A 22028-nucleotide genomic window follows, 5' to 3' on the forward strand; every position below is an offset into this window, starting at 1 on the left:
GTTAATAATCCTCGTACCAGCTGCGGCCATCCTGGGTAATCATCGCAATGGAGGCAACCGGCCCCCAGGAGCCCGCCGGATAGCGCCTCGGTGGGGTTTCACGACTCTGCCAACCGGCAATTAACTGATCGCACCAGCGCCAAGCGTGCTCCACCTCATCACGGCGTACAAACAGATACTGTTGGCCTTTCATGACTTCAAGCAAGAGGCGCTCATAAGCATCGGGAATACGTGATTTAGGGAAGGCACTATTAAAATCAAGATGTAAGGGCCCTGGGCGCAAACGCATGCCTTTATCCAGGCCACTGTCTTTGGTAAGTACTTGTAGGGCAATTCCCTCTTCCGGCTGAAGGCGAATAATTAACTTGTTAGAAGCAATATCGCGCTGGTCCGGATCAAAGATATAGTGCGGCTGCTGGCGGAAATGGATCACAATTTGCGACAGCTTTTCGGGCATCCGCTTACCGGTGCGAAGATAAAAAGGCACACCCGCCCAACGCCAGTTAGACACCTCGGTTTTCATCGCAACAAAGGTTTCCGTCTGGCTCTGGGTATTAGCGCCCTCTTCCTCCAGGTAACCAGGCACCGCTTGGCCATCGCTGGTGCCGGCAATATATTGCCCGCGTACCACATCGCGCCCTAGCGCCTCCCCTGTAAAAGGTTTCAGCGCTTTCAACACTTTTACCTTTTCATCACGAATGGCATCCGCATCCAGGTTAGAGGGTGGGTCCATGGCGATCAGACATAACAGCTGCAGCAGGTGGTTCTGCACCATGTCACGCAGTTGGCCGGCATCATCAAAATAGCCCCAACGCCCCTCAATACCGACCTTTTCGGCCACGGTAATCTCAACGTGGGAAATATGATTCTGGTTCCACTGAGTGCCGAAGAGCGGATTGGCAAAGCGCAGCGCAATCAGGTTCTGAACCGTTTCTTTACCCAAGTAGTGGTCAATGCGGTATACCCGTGACTCAGGAAATACAGCACCAATGGCATTGTTGATCTGTTCAGACGATGCCAGATCGTAGCCAATCGGTTTTTCAACAACGACGCGGGAGTCTTCGTCCAGACTTCCACTGGCCTGAAGATGGTGACAAATATCGCCATAAATACGAGCGGCAACAGAAAGGTACACCACCATCGGTTGTTTTGAGCCTTCTCGCCATTCGCGAATGGCTTCAAAGCCCTCTACTGTTGAAAAATCGAGCTGACGATAATCCAGACGATTTAGAAAGCGCTCAAAGCTTGAGTCCTCTAGTTCGCTGCTTTTGAGCCGTTTACGCAATGCGCCGCCAACCAGTTGCCTGAACGACGCCACATCATGCTCCTGACGCGCCAGCCCCATAATGCGGGTGCTTTCGGGCATCAGACCTTCACGGTCAAGATGATATAAAGCAGGAAACAGCTTGCGCATGGCGAGGTCGCCCAACGCCCCGAAAAGCGCTAGATCAATGGCATGGTCACGTTCACCTAATGGGGCGCCTGGGGAGGCATATGACTGGCTCATCTCTGCTCCTATTTATTATCCACGACCATCTACGTGGTTAGATTACCTAAAATCTATCTAAAAAAAGGCATCATGCGCAATATTTAATGTAATTTTACTACAATAAAATATTTTTGGAGCGGTTCGACGCGCTTTTATTTCGCTATAAACACACTCTACGTGCTTGATAGCACCTGCCGCTACCACTGGATACCCCCACTGATGCCGCCACCATAGGAAGAATGACCTCCATAGCTGGGGCACTTATGCGCTGGCTCGCTTGCCAGCCATAGGCCTCTTAGTGCGGCATGACTGAAGGATGCAATCAGCGCTGCGCCTAGTGCGGTACGCGTGAAATGATGAGTGGTCATTTTCAGTCTCCTTGAGGATTATTATCAACCGCCGTAAATAGTGGCTGTATAGGGGATACACGCGAGGAGACGTTTTGAATGCAGTCCTGTTAAAAAAAGATTCTTTTTATTAAAAATAAAGGCCGAAAATAAATTTTCGGCCTTTAAATCAAACATTAACAGCGCACTTCAAAAATAACTATTTTGCGGTTGCCTGCATCGCAATGGCGGTATCCAGCATACGGTTGGAGAAACCCCACTCGTTGTCGTACCACGCCATTACTTTCACCAAACGGCCATTCACACGAGTGTGATTGGCATCAAACGTTGATGAATGCGCGTCATGGTTAAAGTCAATGGATACCAGCGGTTGAGCATTGACAGCCAGTACGCTCGAATTGGCAGCGGCCTTTTCGAGGATCTGGTTGATCTCTTCCTTGCTGGTATCGCGCCCTGCGTTAAAGGTTAGATCCACCAACGACACGTTAATCACCGGTACGCGCACGGCCAGCCCATCCAGCTTACCTTCCAGCTCAGGCAGCACCAAACCCACCGCAGCGGCGGCTCCGGTTTTGGTCGGGATCATGGAGTGAGTGGCGCTGCGTGCGCGGTACGGGTCGGTATGATAAACATCCGAAAGATTCTGGTCATTGGTATAAGCGTGAACGGTCGTCATCAGGCCGTTTTCGATACCTATGGTGTCGTTCAGCGCTTTGGCGACAGGTGCCAGGCAGTTAGTCGTGCAAGATGCATTAGAGACAACCTTATGCTCAGCAGTCAGCACGTCATCATTAACACCGAAAACAATCGTTGCATCCGCATCCGGGCTGGGTGCCGAAATCAGTACTCGTTTAGCGCCCGCTTCCAAATGCTTGGCAGCAGCTTCTCGCTTGGTAAATAGCCCCGTGCACTCCATGACCAAATCGATATTCATGGATGCCCAAGGGAGGCTGGCAGGATCGCGCTCGGAAGAGATCGCAATGCGGTCGCCGTCAACGCTGATACTTTCTGCGTCGTGCTCTACAGTGAAGGGGAAATGCCCATGCACCGTATCGTGGCGTAGTAAATGCGAATTTAGCGAAGGATCGCCAAGGTCATTAATCGCCACTACCTGAATTTTGTCACGGTAATCGTTTTCATACAGGGCGCGTAAGACGTTACGGCCGATCCGTCCAAACCCATTAATAGCAACTCTGATCGTCATGCTGACACCTCATGCTCGGTGGTGGATGGCTTCATTCAAGTAAAAAAATTACCAAAAAGACACGTAAAAGCGTTTTAAAAAGAACAAAATCGCTTACAACGCTGCTTTGCTGGCTATCGAATAACCTATTTGTAGTAAAATTACTATATTATCACTATGGTCGTCTACACTTCACGCCGACAATTAAGCAGTCACCTTGCAGTCTGACAACACTGGTTTTTTGCTTTTTTTTAATATTTAAGGAGAGCCTGCTCATGAGCCTATCGAATTCACCTTTGCCGCTTCGCCGTACCAAAATTGTTGCCACACTAGGCCCTGCCAGCGACCAGCCAGGTATTCTTGAGGCGATGATCACGGCAGGCGTCGATGTCGTTCGACTTAACTTCTCCCACGGTTCTGCCGATGATCATCGCCGACGCCTACAGGATGTTCGCGATATCGCCCAGCGCTTAGGTAAATGTGTTGCTGCACTAGGCGATTTACAAGGTCCTAAAATTCGCATCGCGCGTTTTGCTGAAGGCCCTATTCATTTATCAGTAGGCGAAGCGTTTATTCTAGACATGGCGCTGGATACCAATGCGGGCAACAGTGAACGCGTTGGTTGTGACTACCCATCACTTATTGATGATGTAGCCCCCGGCGACCGGCTGCTGCTGGATGACGGCCGCGTTGTCCTGGATGTGACCTCCATTGCGGGCCAGGAAATACACACGAGTGTTCATGTGGGTGGCAAGCTCTCCAACAACAAGGGCATCAACAAACAGGGCGGTGGCCTTTCTGCTCCCGCCTTAACCGACAAAGACAAGGCCGATTTAAAAACGGCAGTGGAAATCGGCGTGGATTATCTGGCGGTCTCCTTTCCGCGTTCAGCAGACGATATGCGGGAAGCACGCGCACTGCTGGGCGAAGAAGGCAAAGAGATTGGCCTAGTCGCCAAGCTGGAGCGTGCCGAGGCAGTGGCAGATGATGAAACGCTGGACGGCATCATTATTGCCTCTGAAGCCGTTATGGTGGCGCGTGGCGACCTGGGTGTAGAAATTGGCGATGAAGCACTCATAGGCACCCAAAAGCGCATCATCAAACATGCCCGCTCGCTTAACCGCGCCGTGATTACCGCCACCCAAATGATGGAGTCGATGATCGAATCCCCGCTGCCCACACGCGCCGAGGTGTTCGATGTGGCCAATGCGGTGCTGGATGCGACCGACGCCGTTATGCTTTCAGCAGAAACGGCAGCCGGTGAATTTCCGGTAGAAACCGTTGAAGCCATGGACCGTGTTTGCTTAGGCGCCGAGCGCGAGCGGCTGGCACAGTCGTCTGGCCACCGCATGCATGAAGGCTTTGAGCGCATGGATGAAACCATCGCCCTTTCGGCCATGTACGCCGCGAACCATTTAACCGGCGTTAGCGCGATTGCCTGCATGACCTCCACCGGTTACACACCGCTGATTGCCTCGCGCATTCGTTCTGGCCTGCCAATTGTTGGCCTGGCGCATAGTCCCGTCGCCCAGCGCCGCATGGCACTTTACCGTGGCGTGGTATCGCTCCCCTTCAACACCACCCAGATGGAGCCCACTGAAGTAAACCAGCAGGCGCTGAAATTGCTTAAAGCCTATGGCCTAGCACGCCCGGGTGGGCATATTATTCTGACTCGCGGCGATCATATGAACGCTCATGGCGGCACCAACACCATGAAGATTATCGCTATTGAGCAGGAAACATCAGGAGAATAAACAATGAACGATGCCCGACCGCCTCGCCAAGCGCTACGTACCTTACCCGCTCAAAAGCGTATTGCGCTTATCGCCCACGATGGCAAAAAGAGTGAACTACTGGAGTGGGCGGAACGCTGGCAGGAGACGCTGCGCCAGCATCACTTAATGGGTACGGGCACCACCGCAGGCCGGTTAACTCAACAACTGGGCTTGACCGTTGAAGGATTAATGAGCGGGCCACTAGGCGGCGACCAGCAGATAGGCGCACGCATCGCCGAGCAAAAGCTCGATATATTGGTGTTCTTCTGGGACCCGTTTGCTCCACAGCCCCACGACCCCGATGTTAAAGCGCTGCTACGCCTTGCCACGCTGTGGAATGTACCTGTCGCCAACAACGCAGCCAGTGCGGACTTCCTGCTCTCATCGCCCTATCTAAGTGAGCGCTACGATATGTCGATACCCGATGCTAACGCCTGGGCCAGCGCCAGGGTTTAACTTAAGGATTTAGCGCCCTTACCCACGCTGAAAAAGATGCCGCTTAACGACCTGCTGCCCGACGCCCCCCTGGCCTCGGGCAGTTTTTAGCGCACTGTTAAGCGTCAATTCTGCTATCCGATCATAATCCTGGTGCACCGAATTAATCGGCTGAGGCAAAAAATCCAGCAGGCGGTGATCACCAAAAGTGGCAAGCCGGATATGCCTGGAAAGCCCTCCACGTTCTAAAAACGCATCTAAAACGCCCTCCATCAAGGTATACGATGCGGTCACCAGTGCATCCAGCCCCTTGGGCTCGCTAATCAGCTGTTGGGCAAGTTCCATCGCCTCACTACGCTCGTAGCGCTCAGCGCTCAAATACACTTCCTCGATATCGCGATCTTTTAACGCGGCCTCAAAACCGGCCCGGCGCTCACGACTAATAGACAACTCAGGCATGGCATCAAGCCAGGCAACTCGCCGCGTATCCTGGTTAAGTACCGAGAGCGTTAAACGCTCAGCGGCATCGTGATCATCACTAACAACACTGGAAAAGTAGTGGCTATCCAGCCCTCGGTCCATGCCCACCACGGCCCAGCCGTCGTTAACCAATTCCCTATAAAATGGGTCAACGTCGGCCAGGCAGCTGGCAGTAATCAGTACTTCACAGCGCTGAGCACGCAGGGCAAGCGCCAGGGCGCGCTCACTTTCGGCACAGTCATCCGAGCTTACAATCAGCAGCCGATATCCTTGCTCGCGCGCACCACGCTCCAAGCGCTTCGCCAAGCGTGCATAGCTGATGTTTTCAAGGTCAGGCACGATTAAACCAATCAGCCGACTGGCACCTCGGCGCAGCGCCGCCGCCTGTGGATCAATCTGATATTGATGCTCACGAACAACGCTCATGACCTTTTCAATCGTGGCGGCACTGATACGACGCTGTTCAGCCTGCCCATTAATGACATAACTGGCCGTGGTGCGTGAAACACCTGCAAGCCGCGCAATATCGGCTAATGTCATGTTTTTTCTCCTTATAAGCCTGCAAAGTGTAACAGCGCCTTGACGAGACCCCCACCAAAGTCTAAAAACACACCCCTTGCGCCTTTAGCTGAATCGTTTCAGCATTATCATCATAGACGGTAGGCATCGATCAATACCGTTACTCGGCATTTGTGTCCTTTACGTCGCCGTCGAGCCGTTACCGGACTCGTCCTTACAGGAGAATTGCATGCTCACACTCGGTCCTAATGACATCTTGCTTGACCGCCACGCCAACAATTGGCAAGCGGCGCTGGATGAGGCCGCCCGGGTACTGGCTGACGCGGGGCTGGTTGATCCTGCCTATCGCGAGGGCCTGCATGCCCGTGAGGCGCAGTCATCTACCTATCTGGGTAATGCTATCGCCATTCCCCACGGCACGCCCGAAAGCCGCCAGCATGTTAAGCGGACTGGCGTTCGAGTACTGCAATTTCCAGAAGGCATCGAATGGCACGATGGCAACCGCGTCTATGTACTGGTGACGATTGCCGCACAAAATGATGAACATTTGGATATTTTGCGCGCCCTAACGCACGTACTGGACCGTGACGGCGTTGCTGAAGCGCTTGCCGCAGCCCGCTCCACCGAGGACGTCGCTCGCCTGCTGTCTAAATCTGCCCCCGCGCCCAAGCTGGATAGCGACACGCTTTGCCTGCAGTTTCCCGCACAGAGTGTTCAGGAACTGGCCCTGGCAGCGGCCGCCCGCTTACGCCAAAGTGGCTGCGTAGATAACCACTTTATTGCCGATATTGCGGCGAAACCGCCGGTTTGGCTGGGCGACGGTTTTTGGCTTGCCAGCAGCGCCAGCGGCGTCCAACAGCCTGCGCTGGGCGTGGCGACACCGGTCGAAGCACGCATGGAAGAGAACGGCCATGCTGTTCACGGCCTGTTTTGCCTGGCAGCACAGGGAAGCGCGCACACCTCCCTGTTGGAGCAACTTCAGAAGGTGCTCGAAAACACCCCAAGCCACGCGTTACTAAAGGCCGATGCCGCCCAGGTGCTGGCTCAGCTTGCAGGTGAAACGGCCAATACGCATACCCAGCGCGTGCGGGTATTAAATCCCCACGGCCTGCACGCCCGCCCGGCTAAACAGTTGGTGCAGGTAGCTCGAGCACAGGCCGTTGCGATTAACGTTCGCCTGGAAGAAGGCAGCCCCGCCAGCGTTTCCGCAGCGAGCCTGACCAAAGTCATCGGTTTGGGTGCACGCCGTGGCCAGTGGCTGGTGCTTTCTGGCGAAGGCAGCGAAGCACCACAGGCACTGGCCAACGTCGCGAATGCAATTGAAGGCGGTTTGGGTGAAAAGGTAGCGCCTTTTGACAGTGGCCGAGAGCAGCTGGCGACCCACCCTGCTCACGAGGAAACCGTTAAGCCTTTGACAGCCGATACACCGCATACGGCGATTGCGGCCTCCCCCGGGCTTGCGATTGCGCCGGTGTTTGTTATTCGCCCTCAGCACTTTGATTACCCGGAACAGGCTGACAATCCCGACCGCGAACTGACCCGGCTGCACAATGCCATCCAGGAGGGTATTGCCCAGCTGGAAGCCCTGGTGCGCAATGCGCCGGGTGGCGAAGTAGCCGATATCCTCTCCATGCATGAAGAGATGCTGGATGACCCCGAGCTGCACCGCGCCGCCGAAGATGCCATTCGTGAAGGCTGTTCAGCAGAGGCGGCCTGGTGGGAAGCGATTGAAACCGCCGCCCACGCGCAAGAAATGCTTGCCGACCGCCTGCTTGCTGAGCGTGCCGCCGACCTGCGTGACGTGGGTCGCCGCGTACTGAGCGTTTTGTGCGACACCCAACTTCCCGAGCCACCCAACCACCCCTACATTCTGGTGATGGACGATATCGGTCCTTCCGACGTAGCGCGCCTGGATACCTCCCGCGTGCGCGGTCTTTTGACCGAGCGTGGCGGCGCCACTGCCCACAGCGCTATTTTGGCCCGTGCGCTGGGCATACCCGCGGTGGTGGGCGCCGGCAAAGCGGTAATGGCCTTAGCCAATGCCAGCATGATGATTCTTGATGGTGAAAGAGGCCGCGTCATTCCTTCGCCTTCTGAGCAGCGCTTACGCCGCGCCGAGCAGCAGTTGCTTGATTTACAGACGCGTGAAGCCGATGCTTGGGAGCGGCGTTATGAACGCGCCCAAACCCGCGACGGCCACTACGTGGAGGTGGCTGCTAACCTGGGCAACACCGCTCATGCAGAAGATGCGGTTGAACGTGGTGCCGAGGGCGTTGGCCTGCTGCGCACTGAGTTCCTGTTTATGGCCCACTCAAGCGCCCCCGACCTTGCCACGCAAACCGCCGAGTATCGGCAGGCCATCGACGCCCTGAACGGCCGCCCGCTAGTGGCGCGCACCCTGGATGTGGGTGGCGACAAGCCCCTGCCCTACTGGCCAGTCCCCCAGGAAGACAACCCGTTTTTGGGTCTGCGTGGCATTCGCCTGGCGTTAACCGAGCCCGGCGTACTCGAAACCCAACTGCGCGCGCTTCTAATAGCAGCCGCCCCGGTAGCGGGTTCAGAAGAGACGCCCAGGCCGCTGCGGATTATGCTGCCAATGGTCAAGGACGTGGCTGAATTTCACGCCGCCAAAGCCATTTTTGACCGTTTGCTTGCGGAAATTCCCGCGGATGAGCGCGCAAGCGACGTGCAGCTAGGCGTGATGATCGAGATCCCTTCCAGCGCATTGCTGGCACCAACGCTTGCCGCCGAGGTGGACTTCTTCTCGGTTGGCACCAACGACTTAACCCAGTACACGCTGGCGATTGACCGCGGTCATCCAGAGCTCTCTGCCCAGGCAGATGGCCTACACCCGGCGGTTCTGCGTTTGATCCAGATGACCGTTGACGCCGCTCATGCCCAAGGCAAATGGGTCGGCGTTTGCGGTGAGCTGGCCTCGGATACGGCGGCTATTCCCGTATTGGTTGGGTTAGGCGTTGATGAGCTTTCAGTTAGCGCCCGGCAAATTCCGCTGGTGAAAGCTCGCCTGCGTGAGTTCGATCTGGCCGATGCCCAAGCCAGTGCGCAACTGGCCCTAAGCCAGGCGACCAGCGCCGCTGTGCGCGACGCGCTGGAGGCACACTAATGGCCCGGGTTATTACCGTTACGCTCAACCCAGCGCTGGATTTGGCGTTTGATCTTGAAGAGTTAACGCTGGGCATGGTTAACCGTCCCAGGAACGCGCAACTGGAAGCCGCGGGCAAAGGCGTTAACGTTGCACGAGTGCTGGCCTCGCTGGGCCATCACGTGGTAGTGAGCGGATTTCTCGGGCGCGATAACGATGGCCCCTTCCAACGGGCGTTTACCCAGCTGGGCGTTACGGATGCCTTTGTCCGCGTGCCGGGAGAAACCCGTATTAATGCCAAGCTGGCGGAAAAAAGCGGCCGGGTGACCGACATTAACGGCCCCGGTATCGGCGTAGACGCCACGCAAGTCGCCGCCCTTCTAAACAGCATTAAACAGCAACTAAACGCTGAGCCTGTCGATGCCATTCTTGTGGCAGGTAGCCTGCCCCCTGGCTTAAGCCTGACAAGCTTTGCCACGCTGCTAACGGAACTAAAAGCCACCGGCGTGCCGTTATGGGTGGATACCAGTGGCGAAGCCCTGCTGTGCGCGATTGAGGTAGCCCCCGAAGCCGTTAAACCCAATGAATTGGAACTTGCCCACTGGGCCGGTGAGGCACTGGATGATCACGCCAAGCGAGTAAGCGCCACCTGCCGCCTTTATCAGGCAGGTATTGGCCAAGCGCTACTTTCTGCCGGGGCCGACGGCGTTATTTGGGTAAACGCCAAGGGCACCTGGCAGTCAACGCCGCCCCGCGTTCAGGCAGCCAATACCGTGGGTGCCGGCGATACCTTTGTGGCTGGCATGCTCCACGGCGTGCTCAGCCAGCAAAGTGACGAAGAAACACTGCGTTTTGCCACGGCGCTTTCCGCCGAATCTGTTCGCCATGTTGGCGTGGGCAATGCCCACGCGGACGACTTTGCCGTACTCCTACAACATACTCAGGTCCAGCGCCTGCACGCCAGCCGCACCGAGGGAACGTCACAATGAATATTATTCTAATTACAGCCTGCCCCAGCGGCATGGCAACGACTTTTTTGGCCGCCCGACGCCTTGAACAAGCCGCTCAGCGCTTGGGTTGGAAAGTGCATGTAGAAATGCACGGAGAACTGGCACCGGTCGAGGCCGCCACTGCCGAACAAATTGCCCATGCCGATTTAATTGTCGTGGCCGCCGAGCACGTACCCGCACCGGAGCGATTTGAAGGCAAACGCCTTTACCAGGCACCGATTGCTCAAGCACTGCCTGACCCGGACGCGTTTTTAACCACCGCTAAACGCGAAGCACCGTTGTATGGCGCCCTGGCGGCTACCTCTCAAACAAAAGCGCCAGCCGCTGCAGGCGGCCAAACCATTGTAGCCGTTACCGCCTGCCCCACCGGTGTTGCTCATACCTTTATGGCCGCAGAAGCGCTGGCTGAGGCGGGCAACGCCATGGGCCACTCCATACGTGTGGAAACCCAGGGCTCAGTCGGCGCCCAAGACAAGCTAACGGAAGACGAAATCGCCGCCGCCAACGTTGTCATTCTGGCCTGCGATATTGAAGTTGATCCAACGCGTTTTTCCGGTAAACGCGTGTACCGCACCTCGACCGGTACGGCGCTTAAAAAATCCCAGGCAACGATTGAAAACGCCTTGGCCCAGGCCAGTGTGGAAAGTGCAGGCACGGCTAATACGGCTTCAAATGAAAGCAAAAGCCTGAAAGAGAAAGGCGTGTATAAACACCTGCTCACCGGCGTGTCGTTTATGCTGCCCATGGTAGTGGCGGGCGGGCTGCTGATCGCCCTGTCGTTTATGTTCGGCATCGAGGCGTTCGAGCAGGAAGGCACCCTGGCCGCTGCGTTAATGCAGATTGGCGGCGGCACCGCGTTTGCGTTGATGATTCCGGTATTAGCAGGCTATATCGCTTACTCAATTGCCGACCGCCCAGGTATTGCGCCGGGTATGATTGGCGGCATGCTGGCGGCGGACATTGGCTCGGGGTTTATTGGCGGTATTCTGGCAGGCTTTCTAGCCGGTTACGTAGCCCTTGCAGTCACTCGCCATGTGAAGCTGCCTTCGAGCATCGAGTCACTTAAGCCCATCCTGATTATTCCGCTGATCGCGAGCCTTGTGACTGGCCTGGTCATGATTTACATCGTGGGCGAACCGGTTGCTGCGCTGCTTAATGCGTTAACCAACTTCCTCGCGTCGATGGACTCCACCAATGCTGTATTGCTGGGTATTTTGCTGGGCACCATGATGTGCTTTGACTTGGGCGGCCCGGTTAACAAGGCGGCCTACACCTTTGGTGTGGGCCTCTTGGCCTCAGGCACCTACGGCCCCATGGCCGCGATTATGGCGGCAGGCATGGTACCGGCCATTGGCATGGGTATCGCAAGCTTCGTGGCACGCAATAAGTTCTCCGAGCCGGAACGTGAAGCCGGCAAGGCTTCGTTCGTACTGGGGTTGTGCTTTATTAGTGAAGGCGCGATTCCGTTCGCGGCCAAAGATCCGCTGCGCGTTATTCCCGCTTGTATCGCTGGGGGCGCCGTTACGGGTGCACTTTCGATGCTGGTGGGTGCCCAATTAATGGCCCCGCACGGGGGTATTTTTGTCCTGCTGATTCCTAATGCAATCACCCCGCCACTGCTTTACTTGGGCGCCATTGTGGCAGGCTCACTCATCACTGGCCTGAGCTACGCCTTTATTAAACGCGGCGCCGCTCAAGTGGCCGTCGCCAGCTAAGTGTTAGCTCAACACGAGCAGGCGCAATGCCTGCTCGTGGTTAGCCCAGTATAAAAGCTGCTGACGTCATTGCTGTTTTATTACCTGTTTTATCGCCACGCTCAACGGATAGTTGCCCTTATCACTTTTTTATGTAGTATTTTTACATAATCGATATCACCGCCATTTACCCCAGTTAACATTTGCCACTCAACAACAACGGACACGCGCTCTATGTTTCAACTCACCCGTAGCGTTACGTGGCAGGCGCTTGAACGCCTGCGCGACAACACCCATAACGACCGCATCCGGGACTACTTCACTAACGACCCAAAGCGCTTTGAGAAGATGAACCTCAAGGTAGGCGGTCTGTTTCTGGACTATTCAAAGCACCATGTTTCCGACGCAGTGCTCACCAAACTGATAGAGCTTGCTGACCACTCCGCACTGGTGCAGCGCCGGGCACAAATGTTTTCTGGCGATATTATCAACGTTACCGAAAACCGCCCGGTACTGCATACCGCGCTGCGTAACCTGAGTGACGAACCGGTGTATGTCGACGGCGAAGACGTCATGCCGGAAATTACCCGCACCCGCGAACAGATCAAACAGTTTTCTGAAACGGTACGCAGCGGAGAATGGAAAGGCTACAGCGGCCAATCGATCAAGGATGTCGTTAATATCGGGATTGGCGGCTCGGACCTTGGCCCCAACATGGCGGTGCGCGCGCTACTTAAATATCGTCATCCGGAGATGCACTTTCACTTTGTATCCAACGTGGACGGCACGCATATCCAGAAGGTGCTTTCGCGCTTGGACCCGGCCACCACGCTGTTTATCGTCTCGACCAAGACATTTTCCACCCAGGAAACGCTGCTCAATGCAAAAACAGCGCGGCGCTGGTTCCTGGAGAACGCCGGAAGCGACGCGGATGTAGGTGCCCACTTTGTAGCCGCTTCAACCAACCGCAAAGCGGCTATGGAATTCGGCATTCGTGAAGAGAACGTGTTCGAGTTCTGGGCGTGGGTGGGTGGGCGCTACTCCATGTGGTCCTCAATCGGCTTACCGATCGCGTTATCTATCGGTTTTGAAGGGTTTATTGAGCTGCTGGAAGGTGCCCACGAGATGGACCGCCACTTTATTGAGGCGCCTTTTTCCGAGAACATGCCGGTGCTCATGGCGCTTATCGGCATCTGGTATATCAATTTTATTGGCGCAGAAACCCAAGCCATCGTGCCTTACGACCAAGCGCTTAACCAGCTGCCCTCCTTCCTGCAACAGCTGGATATGGAGTCCAACGGCAAATCGGTGGATATTTTCGGCCACCCGGTCAACTATAAAACCGGCCCGATTGTATGGGGTCAAACCGGCTCCAATGGTCAACACGCCTTCTTCCAACTGCTGCACCAGGGCACGCGCTACGTACCTATCGACTTTATCGCCTCGCTCAAACCGGAGCCTGGCATGGAAGACCACCACTTTGCGCTATTAACCAACATGCTCGCCCAGGCTAACGCTTTTATGGAAGGCAGCCAGGGCGACGGTAAAGAGTTAAGCCAACACGACCCCTACAGCTGCCCCGGCAACCGCCCTTCCAGCACTCTACTGCTGGATGAGCTAACGCCCAAAAACCTGGGCGCGCTAATCGCGCTGTATGAGCACAAGGTCTTTGTTCAAGGCGTGATCTGGAACATCAACTCGTTTGATCAATGGGGTGTTCAGCTAGGCAAGCGCATCGCCGGTGAAATTAGCGAACGTATTGATACCAATGCCGCGGATTTTGATGCCTCAACCCAAGGGTTGTTGAAATTGGTGCGCGCGCATTTTCCGGGTGGTGGCGCCAGCACCAACAGTCAACAAGCTGAAAACGCCAAAAAATCGACCAGGAAAAAGAGTTAGCGGATTTTAGACATAGAGGAAAGCGTTTATTCAAAGCCCTGGCGTAACAGCCGGGGCTTTTTATACGTAATCCGTATTGATGCTGTATCGACGAAAATAGCGTGTTAGTTCGCTTCCATCCAGTACTGCATTGATGCCTCACCGCATATTGTAAAACCCAGCCGCTCGTACAGGGCGATGGCCAAGCTCTTCTTTAAAACACGAAGCCGTAAAGGCACGCCCAGCTCTCTTGCCTTTTCAAGCTCTTGGCGCACAACATACGAACCAACTCCTCGACCTTGATATTTAGCTAAAAGAAACAGGTCTCGAAGTTGTAGAAACTCCACTTCATTGGTTACCCATACTGCACCTACACACCTACCGTTTAGCTCCAAGACTTCAAAACCACCCTGGCGCCATTTTTCATCAAAAGCTGGCATTTGAAGCTCGGCCTCCCACGTGCCGAATTGACGCTCGACAACATTCTGGTAAGCGCTTTCATAAGCACGCCAAATAAAATCATGATCACTCTGTGCTGCTTTCAACCTGGCAATGTGCATTGCTTTATACCGCCCAAACCGATTTATGGAAGCTGAATATAAGCTTGCTGCCACAATACCGAAGGCTCATTGTCCAGGCCCGGCCATCATTGAAGCTACGATGGTTATTCGCCATGCTCTTCTCGCCACAACAGCGGGTAGTTAGATACAAAACCTGATGACGTTACCGTTAACTCCGTTTCGAAATCACCGCCGCTCGATACGTAGTGAAATATTGACTCTGATTGCCGGGTATAACGTTGAGGGAGCTTTTCTAACGTCAGCTCTGGAAATGTTAACCAAGCAGCGACTGCCTGCTCGGAGTCTCCTATAGCCATATTGCATCGTCTGATAGGCAGCAAATTCGTCGCTGGTGAAAAGGCGAGATCAACGTCAATACACCCTTCAACCTGAGGTTGCTCAACCCCGTTCAACGTCCACACATTGCCAGGCTCGACCATAAGTACCACATTGATCGGCTCATCATTAATGTTACCGACCACATGCACTTCTTGCGTTTTCCAAGCCGCATCGCACACGACTCTGTAGGAGAGCAAGCACTTGTGTCCCTTGGCTACGAAGATGGAAGATCCTGTCAGCAGGTGGCCTTTTTCGCCGCTGCTCACGCTACATAACTCATGTCCTGGCAGGTCCAACCGCTGCCAGACAATCGTATCGTTGGTTGGCATCGTCATAAATTCCGAACCTTACTCCTATCAATCATCCTATGCGGCGGTATCCCTCAAGCCAGTTCAACCTTACTAAAGTTAGCTTATAAATGGCCGATAACGTCTATTAATAACAACGAAGGATCGACCATGAAGATCGGATTTTCCAATTTTATGTTGATAGGTACCCGTCACGAATCGTCTTCCGCTTTGAAGGTGTCTCGAGTCGCGAGCCAAAAGAGCCCGATGGTGGCAGCACCGGATGCTGACGATGCACTGACTAAACGCCTTAAAAAGCAGAAAGAGGCGTTTGAGCAACTGGCGGCCCTGCCCAGCCCGAAAGAGTCAGCGATGCAAAATGCTTCGCAGAAAGTCGGCTTTTTAAAGCAGCGGCTGGAAACACTTAAAGCGATGATGCGCTTTGCATCACCAGAACAGCTCAAATCCATGGCTAAAGAGCTTAAAAGCATCGCCCGCGAGCTAGGTGTGGCAGCGCGGCAATTAAATGATAGCGGCGGTGGTAGCGCTGGCCCTTCTGTCACGCCTACGGTAACGAGCGCCCAGCCAACAAGTGTCACCCCTACCGCTTCTCCTGACAGTGCTGAAAACGGCAGCGCCGATGCACAAGCTGACGCTCAAGCCGCCAACGCGACGCTCGCCAGTGCGGAGGCGGCCATGGCGAACCAGGAGGATGAGCAGAGCGAGCATGCCCAAGATGCAGCCACCACGACCAATAACGCGCCAAACGAGCCGGCCGTAATCATCACTTCGCAACCGCAGGATGATCGCCGTTCTCAAGGAATTAGTGCCAGCGAACACGCTCTACGCAGTATTTTGATCGACACAAAAAAAGAGCTTCAGGAAGCGATGAATGAGCTAAAGATTCGCCTACGTCAAGAGGATAAAGAAGCCCGCCGAGAACTAAAAAAGGCGGAAGAAGATATGAGAAAACTTGACCGGACACTGGCCCAGTCAACCTCCAATGCACTCTACTCTTCGCTAGGCCAAATGCTACCTACTACCGTGAACAGTGCCAGCGTAGTCACGGGTAGCATTAGCGTGGAAGTGTGACCATTCGCTCCATTACTCGAAATACTTCAACCTTCTATACAGCTTGGCTAGAAAGCGAGCGCCAACTATTAGGCCAATGCTGAGCACCACCGCTGCTAGCGAACCATAGGCCACTATGCCTCCCCATGCCCATTGGCCTATCGCTGTGCTTAAATGCTGAACGAAAAGATACACACCGATCAAGAAGCTGCCTGCGCGTACCAGGCCCTCCTCGGCAATCGTTAAAGCAGGCTCATCTCCAAGAAATTTATTGGCCAGCGTTACCGCAGAAAACCACAGTACGATACCCGCGATGATAGGAATAACAGCAGTGGCTGCGAGCCATGGCAGCCACTGGGCTAGCTCCGCATCGTAGCCGGGGCTAAACAGCAGCGGCGATACGCTTAGCAAAGGCGTAATGGCGAGGTAAATAGCGAGTAATCGAATCAAAAGAATGGAGAAAGGTTTCATAGGCTTACCTTACATTTAAACCTCCAGCATAAGCCAAATTTGGCCCAAAAACCTGGTACCCGATACAACATTGCCTTGGTAATTTCTTACCAAGGCAATGAAGCAGTACGGCTACACTCTGTATAACGGACGGATGTAGAACCGGTTGTTTAACGATCCCGAATGACAATCGGACCAATGGGCGCAACATTAGGCATGAACAGCATGACTTCGTTAACGTCGTGCATGGGGGCGACAAAATCGGCTTTCCAGGTGCCTACGCGTGGGTTCTTGTCTGGTTCGTAGTTAAAGCTCAGGCGCAAGCTGTCTGGCGCGACCACACCTCCATCTTCACGCAGCAGCGAGAACGACTGGTCGCCGAACTCGGCGTAGATCTTCCCGTCAATTCGATCTAGCGGGATATCGTCATAAATGATCTCACCAGAGTAACCTGGGTAGTCCGTCACGAAACGTACTTCAATATGTAAAACGCCCTCTTTGCGAACGGCTTTATAAGGCTCAGCATAGGCGTGACCACTGGCGGTGGGCGCGCGCTCAGCATTAAGTGCAAATGCTGACGTGCTGGCTAGTGTTGTCATTAACAGCAGTGAAAGCGTGTTATGAAGCTTCATATCTGACTCTTTTCGGGGTAGTGAGTGGATGGTCGTTGGCGAAGTGATATCAGTCAGTGGTTACCAACGGAACAGAGCCACCCGAAGGCGGCTCTGTTGTACTTGCTATACTTGCCTATTTATTCAGCTTCGATACCGAAAGCGTTTAGGCCCGCGCGGAATACGTCGGTGTTGTCGATCCAGTAGTGGCTGTCTTCGTCTACTTCATAGCGGGAAAGACCGTCTTCTGCCTGAGCAATGTCAAAGAAGAACTCAGCGCCCGCGCCGTGGGCATACAACGGTACCAGCTCACGCGTGTGGGTATCGGAATGCCAACGTACCAAGGGTAGCGCGCCAGCCCCCTGATTAACGATCGGGCTATAGGCATTCACATCAGAGTCAGGACCTTGAAGCAAACCGTTACCGTGATCAGTCGTTACAATGATCAAGGTATCGTCCCAGGAACTGTTGTTTTCTACCCACTCAACGGCCGCTTCCACAGCTTCGTTGAAGTCGATTTGCTCTTCGATAATACGCGGCAGGTTGTTAGCGTGAGCAGCCCAATCCACAGCGCCACCCTCAACCATCAGGAAAAAGCCATTTTCGTTGCCGTTTTCACTGGCATTGAGCACGTTCAAAGCGCCGCCCGTCAGTGTGGCAAGGCTTGGTGACGTATCCAGTAGATTACCGCCGGTTACGCCGGGGCGGCTGTATTGCAGCGTCTGAATGTTCTGCACCAGGCCCAGTACTTTGTCCTTGGGAAGATCCAACTCACCAGCAGCCAGAGCTTCAAAATCGTCCTTGCTTTCGATAAAGGCGTAATCCGTTTCGCCGCCTACCAAGCGCTGGTAGGTCTCTTCGCCACCGATAAAGCGGAAATCGCTCTCACCGGGGTTATCGACATGCTCGCCGGCTGCATCGTAATAGGGGTGCCCGGTACCGATGGCGACAGTGGCAAGGCCAGAATCGACAATTTCGCGGCCAATGGCTCTATAGTCGTTGCGGCTTACGTTATGGGCCATGAAACCGGCAGGCGTCGCGTGGGAGACCTGCACCGATGAGACAACACCTAGAGCGCGGCCGCTATCAACAGTGTATTCGCCAATATGCTTAAGCGGCTCATCATCGTTGGACCAGTTGATGGCGCTGTTATAGGACTTATGGCCTGAAGCCAGCGCCGTTGCCGCTGCCGCGCTGTCGGTGTAATCAGCCCGAGCGTAGTCGTAACCGGCAAAGTAGCCCTTGTAGTTACCCAGGCTACCTTCGTAAACGGTATCTACCGCCTCGTCGTTCCAGAGCTCGGCTGGTTCAAACGTAACCGTACCGTCATCACTCTTGGTGGGCGTGGTAGAGGTGTTTAACGGATGCGTTGCCATGAAAAGCTGTGTGTCAAACTCATCATAAACTTCATGGCCCAGCGCGCCGTGACGGAAGTAACTTGCCGCACGGAACGTCTCGATACCGGTACCGTCGGTGATCATCAAAATAACGTTCTTAGCTGTATTTTCCTGCGCTAATACCGGCGTAGCCATGACCGATGCCAGTGCCAACGTGAGTGCGTTGCGCGTAAAGTTCTTCATTTTCATCCCTAAAATAAATTTAGCTAATTTGATATCCAACAAATCGTAGCGCCTAAAAATGTCATTTTCATGACTGCTAATGAAGGTAAGTCAATTATTTCTAATAAACATGAATCGCAATCAGTAGCCGATCCGTAAAACTGTTCATTGCGGGTTTCTCCTGAGTAACGCTTGCACGCTTGGTCACAACGCATATACTGTATATATATACACAAATATAGAAAGAGGCAGGTGTATGGCGTCTCTCGGCAAATCACCAATACGGCCTCCCGTGCACAAAGGCCGCGGGGCAACCTATGACCCGCACAACCGCTTTGCCCCAACCCATAGTGTGGCAGAAGACGACGGATGGTGGCGCGAAGAGACTTCCCCCACACGGGCAACTGAAGTACGCGAAGAAACCAGTAAGAGTGCGCTTTCCTGGAACCGGTCGCCAGACTTGCCTTTTGATCGCTCATTGAACCCTTACCGAGGTTGCGAACATGGCTGTGTTTACTGCTATGCCCGCCCTTCTCATGCCTATTGGGATCTGTCCCCGGGGCTTGATTTTGAAACCAGGCTGATTGCCAAAAATGGCCTGGTGGAGCAATTAAGTGAGGAGTTTTGCAAGCCTGGATACGTCTGCCGACCAATCAATCTCTCTGGTAATACCGATTGTTACCAGCCACTAGAAGCCAAGCGCCACTTAACGCGCCAGTTGCTTGAGCTATTATTGGCTTGCCGCCATCCAGTCACTATTGTGACCAAAAGCACGTTAGTGTTACGGGATATGGATCTGCTGGCTGAGATGGCCGAACACCGCCTGGTGCGCGTATTTATTAGCCTGACCAGCCTAGACGCCAATATGAAACGCACGCTGGAACCTCGTGCGGCCTCTCCTCAAGCGCGTTTAAAAGTTATCCGTGAGCTGAATACTGCTGGCATTCCCGTCGGAACGCTTGTTTCTCCGGTCATCCCCGGATTAACGGATCATGAAATAGAGCGGATTCTTGAGGCCGCCAGCCGTGCTGGCGCACGAACGGCGTCCTGGATGCTGCTGCGCTTACCCCATGAAGTCGCTCCTCTTTTTGAAGCCTGGCTGGATGCCCATTACCCCGAGCGTGCGGCCAAGGTAATGAGCCTGATTCGCCAATGCCGGGGCGGCAAGGCCTACGACGCTCAGTTCGGTAAGCGCTTTCGCGGCGAAGGTATTTTTGCCGATATGATTGCACAACGCTTTAATCGCGCCAGCCGCCAGTGGAACTTTCAATCTCGTACCGAGCAAGGGCTGAATACCCGAGACTTTCGCCCGCCCAACGCTCAGGGCGAGCTTTTTTATTAAAGCCCATGAAAAAGGCATTTGCCTGACATACTCTCAGCTTACTGAAAGTGCCAAGCAAATGCCTAAGTGATTAATACTACTGTTTTTCGCTATTCGTCATAGCTCTGCTTAAAATCTAATGACGACCTTTCTAAACATCCTCCCATGGTTCATCAATGCAGCTTTTCTCCATCAACAGTGATGTGATGCGTACTGCGGGCTTTGGGATGAATAAAGTAGTGACCTTCGGGCGCGGTATGGGGCTTGATATGGTGTAGTTTAAGGTTTTTTGGCGCAGCGCTTTTATTATGCACTCCATAAATAATAAACGGAATCGATAGCACTACAAGGAAACAGCCGATCAGCAAACCGGTATACACTTCGTTAGACTCTTTTCCTGGCAACCCCGTGGGAGGGAAGAAGGAGACGACAAAAGCAACTAAAGAAGTAAGTAACCCCACTACTGCAACGGTAATTTTTATTTTGTTACCGCCAGGGATATTGAAGGTACGTTGATTTTCAGGCTGTTTTCGAACAAGGGTAATGTAAGCCAGGAATAGCATAAAGTAGCTGCACAGATAGATAACGACGGTTAGCGCTAGTGCAATCAGGAAGGACATATTATTTCCTCCCCCCGTATTCGTCAGAATAATCAATGCGATAGTTGTAATGGTTAGCTGAGAAATAACCAACGCCACCGGCACGCCGTTCTTGTTTACTTTAGCAAAACGCGCCGGCAATATACCCTGCTGCGCGGTTACCAACATGCCGCGTGATGGTCCAACAATCCATGCGGCTATTTCAGCCAGCACGCCCAGCAATAGCAGCGCAGCAATAATCCGAATAGCCCATTCAAAATGGCTGCCAAAGTGGTTAATCAACACACTGAAGGTTTGCATCACGCCCGCAGATAAGTTGATTTGCTCGTGAGGAATAACAGATGCAATCGTCAACCCACCGAGAGAACTTAAGAGAATGGCAGAAACCATAAGAAATAACATGGCGAGAGGATAGTCACGACCAGGGTTTTTCATCTCATTGACATGAGTCGCCGACGCTTCAACCCCCATATAACTCAGTATAAAAGCGACAAACACTACCAAGGTACTCATACTACCAAAGGTGGGGAAAAACGTCTGTGCACTCATTTCAATAGCGACCGGCGCACCTGAGCGAAGATACAAAACTGCAAGCCCAATTAAGATAAAAGCGGGCAGTAGAATACCTGCAAAAAAGCCTAGCTTTGCAATCCGCGCCGTATTCTTGGTACCGCCAAACTGAGTTAACGCTAATCCCCACAATATAATCAATGCCGCAATCGTTTTGACTATCGGGTCGCTATTCAGTGCAGGCCAATTAAGAATATAAGAGAGTGCGCCTAGCACGAAGTAAAGCATAGGAATAAAGCCGACAGCAATTTGCAAATAGCCAAAGGAGATTGCCGCAAATCCCCATCGTTCACCTAGCGTTTTGGATACCCACGTAAAAACCCCGCCCTCTTCCCAGCCTTTAACCGTCGCCATTTCTGCCGCGCAAAGCCCTACCGGAATAAACCACAGAACCCCACCAAGAATAAGAAAGAAGACCAACGAGAAACCCGATGTTGCAAAGGTAGGATATTCATATACCGCCATTACCATTGAAGCCGTTATCGCGAAGAAACCCAATAACGAAAGCTGCTTTGGCGCGGCTATCGATTGTGTATTATCCATATTTATTCCCCGAAGAAACGAATTATTAATCCGTCATTCTTTTATTCGCTAATTAGAGCGGCGATGTCTAGCCGCCCTAACAACCAAAGAGTCTCAAATCAGGAATGATTAAAGCCGCTGGCTTCATCTTCTGATAGTGGATTAACCACGGGATGATCTTCAAAATGCTGAAGTGCTCGCTTCATATCTTCAATTAACAAGCAGC

Annotated in this window: 18 protein-coding genes; 8 read left to right on the forward strand and 10 right to left on the reverse strand. The window is 53.6% G+C overall.

Translation table 11 applies throughout. The features are described from left to right. Position 1: 1 nt before the first annotated feature. From zwf to gap, 3 genes are all read right to left on the reverse strand, one after another. On the reverse strand, positions 2-1507 hold the full coding sequence (zwf, locus tag ACT3TJ_RS14730) for a glucose-6-phosphate dehydrogenase (protein ID WP_193055090.1): 1506 nt from the start codon (positions 1505-1507) through the stop codon (positions 2-4). A 179-nt stretch (positions 1508-1686) separates the two neighbouring features. Then, positions 1687-1857 (reverse strand): hypothetical protein, encoded by a 171-nt coding sequence (locus ACT3TJ_RS14735; protein ID WP_172118284.1) that lies wholly within the window; start codon positions 1855-1857, stop codon positions 1687-1689. Between the two features lie 178 nt (positions 1858-2035). Next, a complete protein-coding gene (gap, locus tag ACT3TJ_RS14740; RefSeq protein WP_172118285.1) occupies positions 2036-3040 on the reverse strand; it encodes a type I glyceraldehyde-3-phosphate dehydrogenase in 1005 nt (334 codons plus the stop codon). Between the two features lie 254 nt (positions 3041-3294). Here gap and pyk point away from each other — a divergent pair, with 254 nt between their 5' ends. Beyond that, positions 3295-4773, forward strand: a complete 1479-nt coding sequence (gene pyk / locus ACT3TJ_RS14745; RefSeq protein WP_193055091.1) for a pyruvate kinase — start codon at positions 3295-3297, stop codon at positions 4771-4773. A 3-nt stretch (positions 4774-4776) separates the two neighbouring features. Then, positions 4777-5250 (forward strand): methylglyoxal synthase, encoded by a 474-nt coding sequence (locus ACT3TJ_RS14750; protein WP_192527694.1) that lies wholly within the window; start codon positions 4777-4779, stop codon positions 5248-5250. 18 nt (positions 5251-5268) lie between these two features. Here the strand turns inward: ACT3TJ_RS14750 and cra are convergent, their stop codons facing one another. Continuing rightward, positions 5269-6249 (reverse strand): catabolite repressor/activator, encoded by a 981-nt coding sequence (gene cra / locus ACT3TJ_RS14755; protein WP_193055092.1) that lies wholly within the window; start codon positions 6247-6249, stop codon positions 5269-5271. A gap of 208 nt (positions 6250-6457) precedes the next feature. On the opposite strand from cra, the gene ptsP reads away from it, so the two are divergent. The 4 genes from ptsP (at position 6458) to pgi (ending at position 13934) form a co-directional block, all read left to right on the forward strand. Further along, positions 6458-9352, forward strand: coding sequence for a phosphoenolpyruvate--protein phosphotransferase (ptsP, locus tag ACT3TJ_RS14760; RefSeq protein WP_444622449.1), 2895 nt, complete (start codon positions 6458-6460; stop codon positions 9350-9352). Further along, entirely contained in the window at positions 9352-10320 is a 969-nt protein-coding gene (pfkB, locus tag ACT3TJ_RS14765; protein ID WP_193055094.1) for a 1-phosphofructokinase, read from the forward strand. The genes ptsP and pfkB overlap by 1 nt, the downstream gene beginning before the upstream one ends. Next, positions 10317-12056 carry a PTS fructose-like transporter subunit IIB gene (locus tag ACT3TJ_RS14770; protein ID WP_444622450.1) on the forward strand — a complete coding sequence of 580 codons (1740 nt, stop codon included), beginning with the start codon at positions 10317-10319 and terminating at the stop codon, positions 12054-12056. The genes pfkB and ACT3TJ_RS14770 overlap by 4 nt, the downstream gene beginning before the upstream one ends. Before the next feature lie 213 nt (positions 12057-12269). After that, the gene (gene pgi, locus ACT3TJ_RS14775) at positions 12270-13934 is read left to right on the forward strand and encodes a glucose-6-phosphate isomerase (RefSeq protein WP_444622451.1); all 1665 of its coding nucleotides are present in this window, start codon (positions 12270-12272) and stop codon (positions 13932-13934) included. A 104-nt stretch (positions 13935-14038) separates the two neighbouring features. Here the strand turns inward: pgi and ACT3TJ_RS14780 are convergent, their stop codons facing one another. After that, the gene (locus ACT3TJ_RS14780) at positions 14039-14527 is read right to left on the reverse strand and encodes a GNAT family N-acetyltransferase (protein ID WP_444622452.1); all 489 of its coding nucleotides are present in this window, start codon (positions 14525-14527) and stop codon (positions 14039-14041) included. Between the two features lie 50 nt (positions 14528-14577). Next, positions 14578-15147, reverse strand: a complete 570-nt coding sequence (locus ACT3TJ_RS14785) for a putative glycolipid-binding domain-containing protein (protein ID WP_172118294.1) — start codon at positions 15145-15147, stop codon at positions 14578-14580. 123 nt (positions 15148-15270) lie between these two features. Between ACT3TJ_RS14785 and ACT3TJ_RS14790 the strand changes: the two genes are divergently transcribed. Continuing rightward, a complete protein-coding gene (locus tag ACT3TJ_RS14790; protein WP_444622453.1) occupies positions 15271-16191 on the forward strand; it encodes a hypothetical protein in 921 nt (306 codons plus the stop codon). 12 nt (positions 16192-16203) lie between these two features. Here the strand turns inward: ACT3TJ_RS14790 and ACT3TJ_RS14795 are convergent, their stop codons facing one another. The 3 genes from ACT3TJ_RS14795 to ACT3TJ_RS14805 all read right to left on the reverse strand — a co-directional run bounded on the left by ACT3TJ_RS14795 (position 16204) and on the right by ACT3TJ_RS14805 (position 18811). Further along, positions 16204-16641 carry a hypothetical protein gene (locus ACT3TJ_RS14795; protein WP_441679264.1) on the reverse strand — a complete coding sequence of 146 codons (438 nt, stop codon included), beginning with the start codon at positions 16639-16641 and terminating at the stop codon, positions 16204-16206. A gap of 149 nt (positions 16642-16790) precedes the next feature. Next, positions 16791-17252, reverse strand: a complete 462-nt coding sequence (locus ACT3TJ_RS14800) for a hypothetical protein (protein ID WP_193055107.1) — start codon at positions 17250-17252, stop codon at positions 16791-16793. Positions 17253-17371: 119 nt separating this feature from the next. Continuing rightward, the gene (locus tag ACT3TJ_RS14805) at positions 17372-18811 is read right to left on the reverse strand and encodes an alkaline phosphatase (RefSeq protein ID WP_193055108.1); all 1440 of its coding nucleotides are present in this window, start codon (positions 18809-18811) and stop codon (positions 17372-17374) included. A gap of 235 nt (positions 18812-19046) precedes the next feature. Here ACT3TJ_RS14805 and ACT3TJ_RS14810 point away from each other — a divergent pair, with 235 nt between their 5' ends. After that, positions 19047-20132: a PA0069 family radical SAM protein gene (locus ACT3TJ_RS14810; protein ID WP_441679236.1), complete on the forward strand. Its 1086-nt coding sequence runs from the start codon at positions 19047-19049 to the stop codon at positions 20130-20132. A gap of 152 nt (positions 20133-20284) precedes the next feature. On the opposite strand, the gene gadC is transcribed toward ACT3TJ_RS14810, so the two are convergent. Further along, the gene (gene gadC / locus ACT3TJ_RS14815) at positions 20285-21823 is read right to left on the reverse strand and encodes a glutamate:gamma-aminobutyrate antiporter (protein WP_444622454.1); all 1539 of its coding nucleotides are present in this window, start codon (positions 21821-21823) and stop codon (positions 20285-20287) included. Positions 21824-22028 lie beyond the last annotated feature (205 nt).

The organism is Halomonas sp. AOP30-A1-24 (assembly GCF_052378165.1).
Taxonomy (GTDB): domain Bacteria; phylum Pseudomonadota; class Gammaproteobacteria; order Pseudomonadales; family Halomonadaceae; genus Vreelandella; species Vreelandella citrativorans.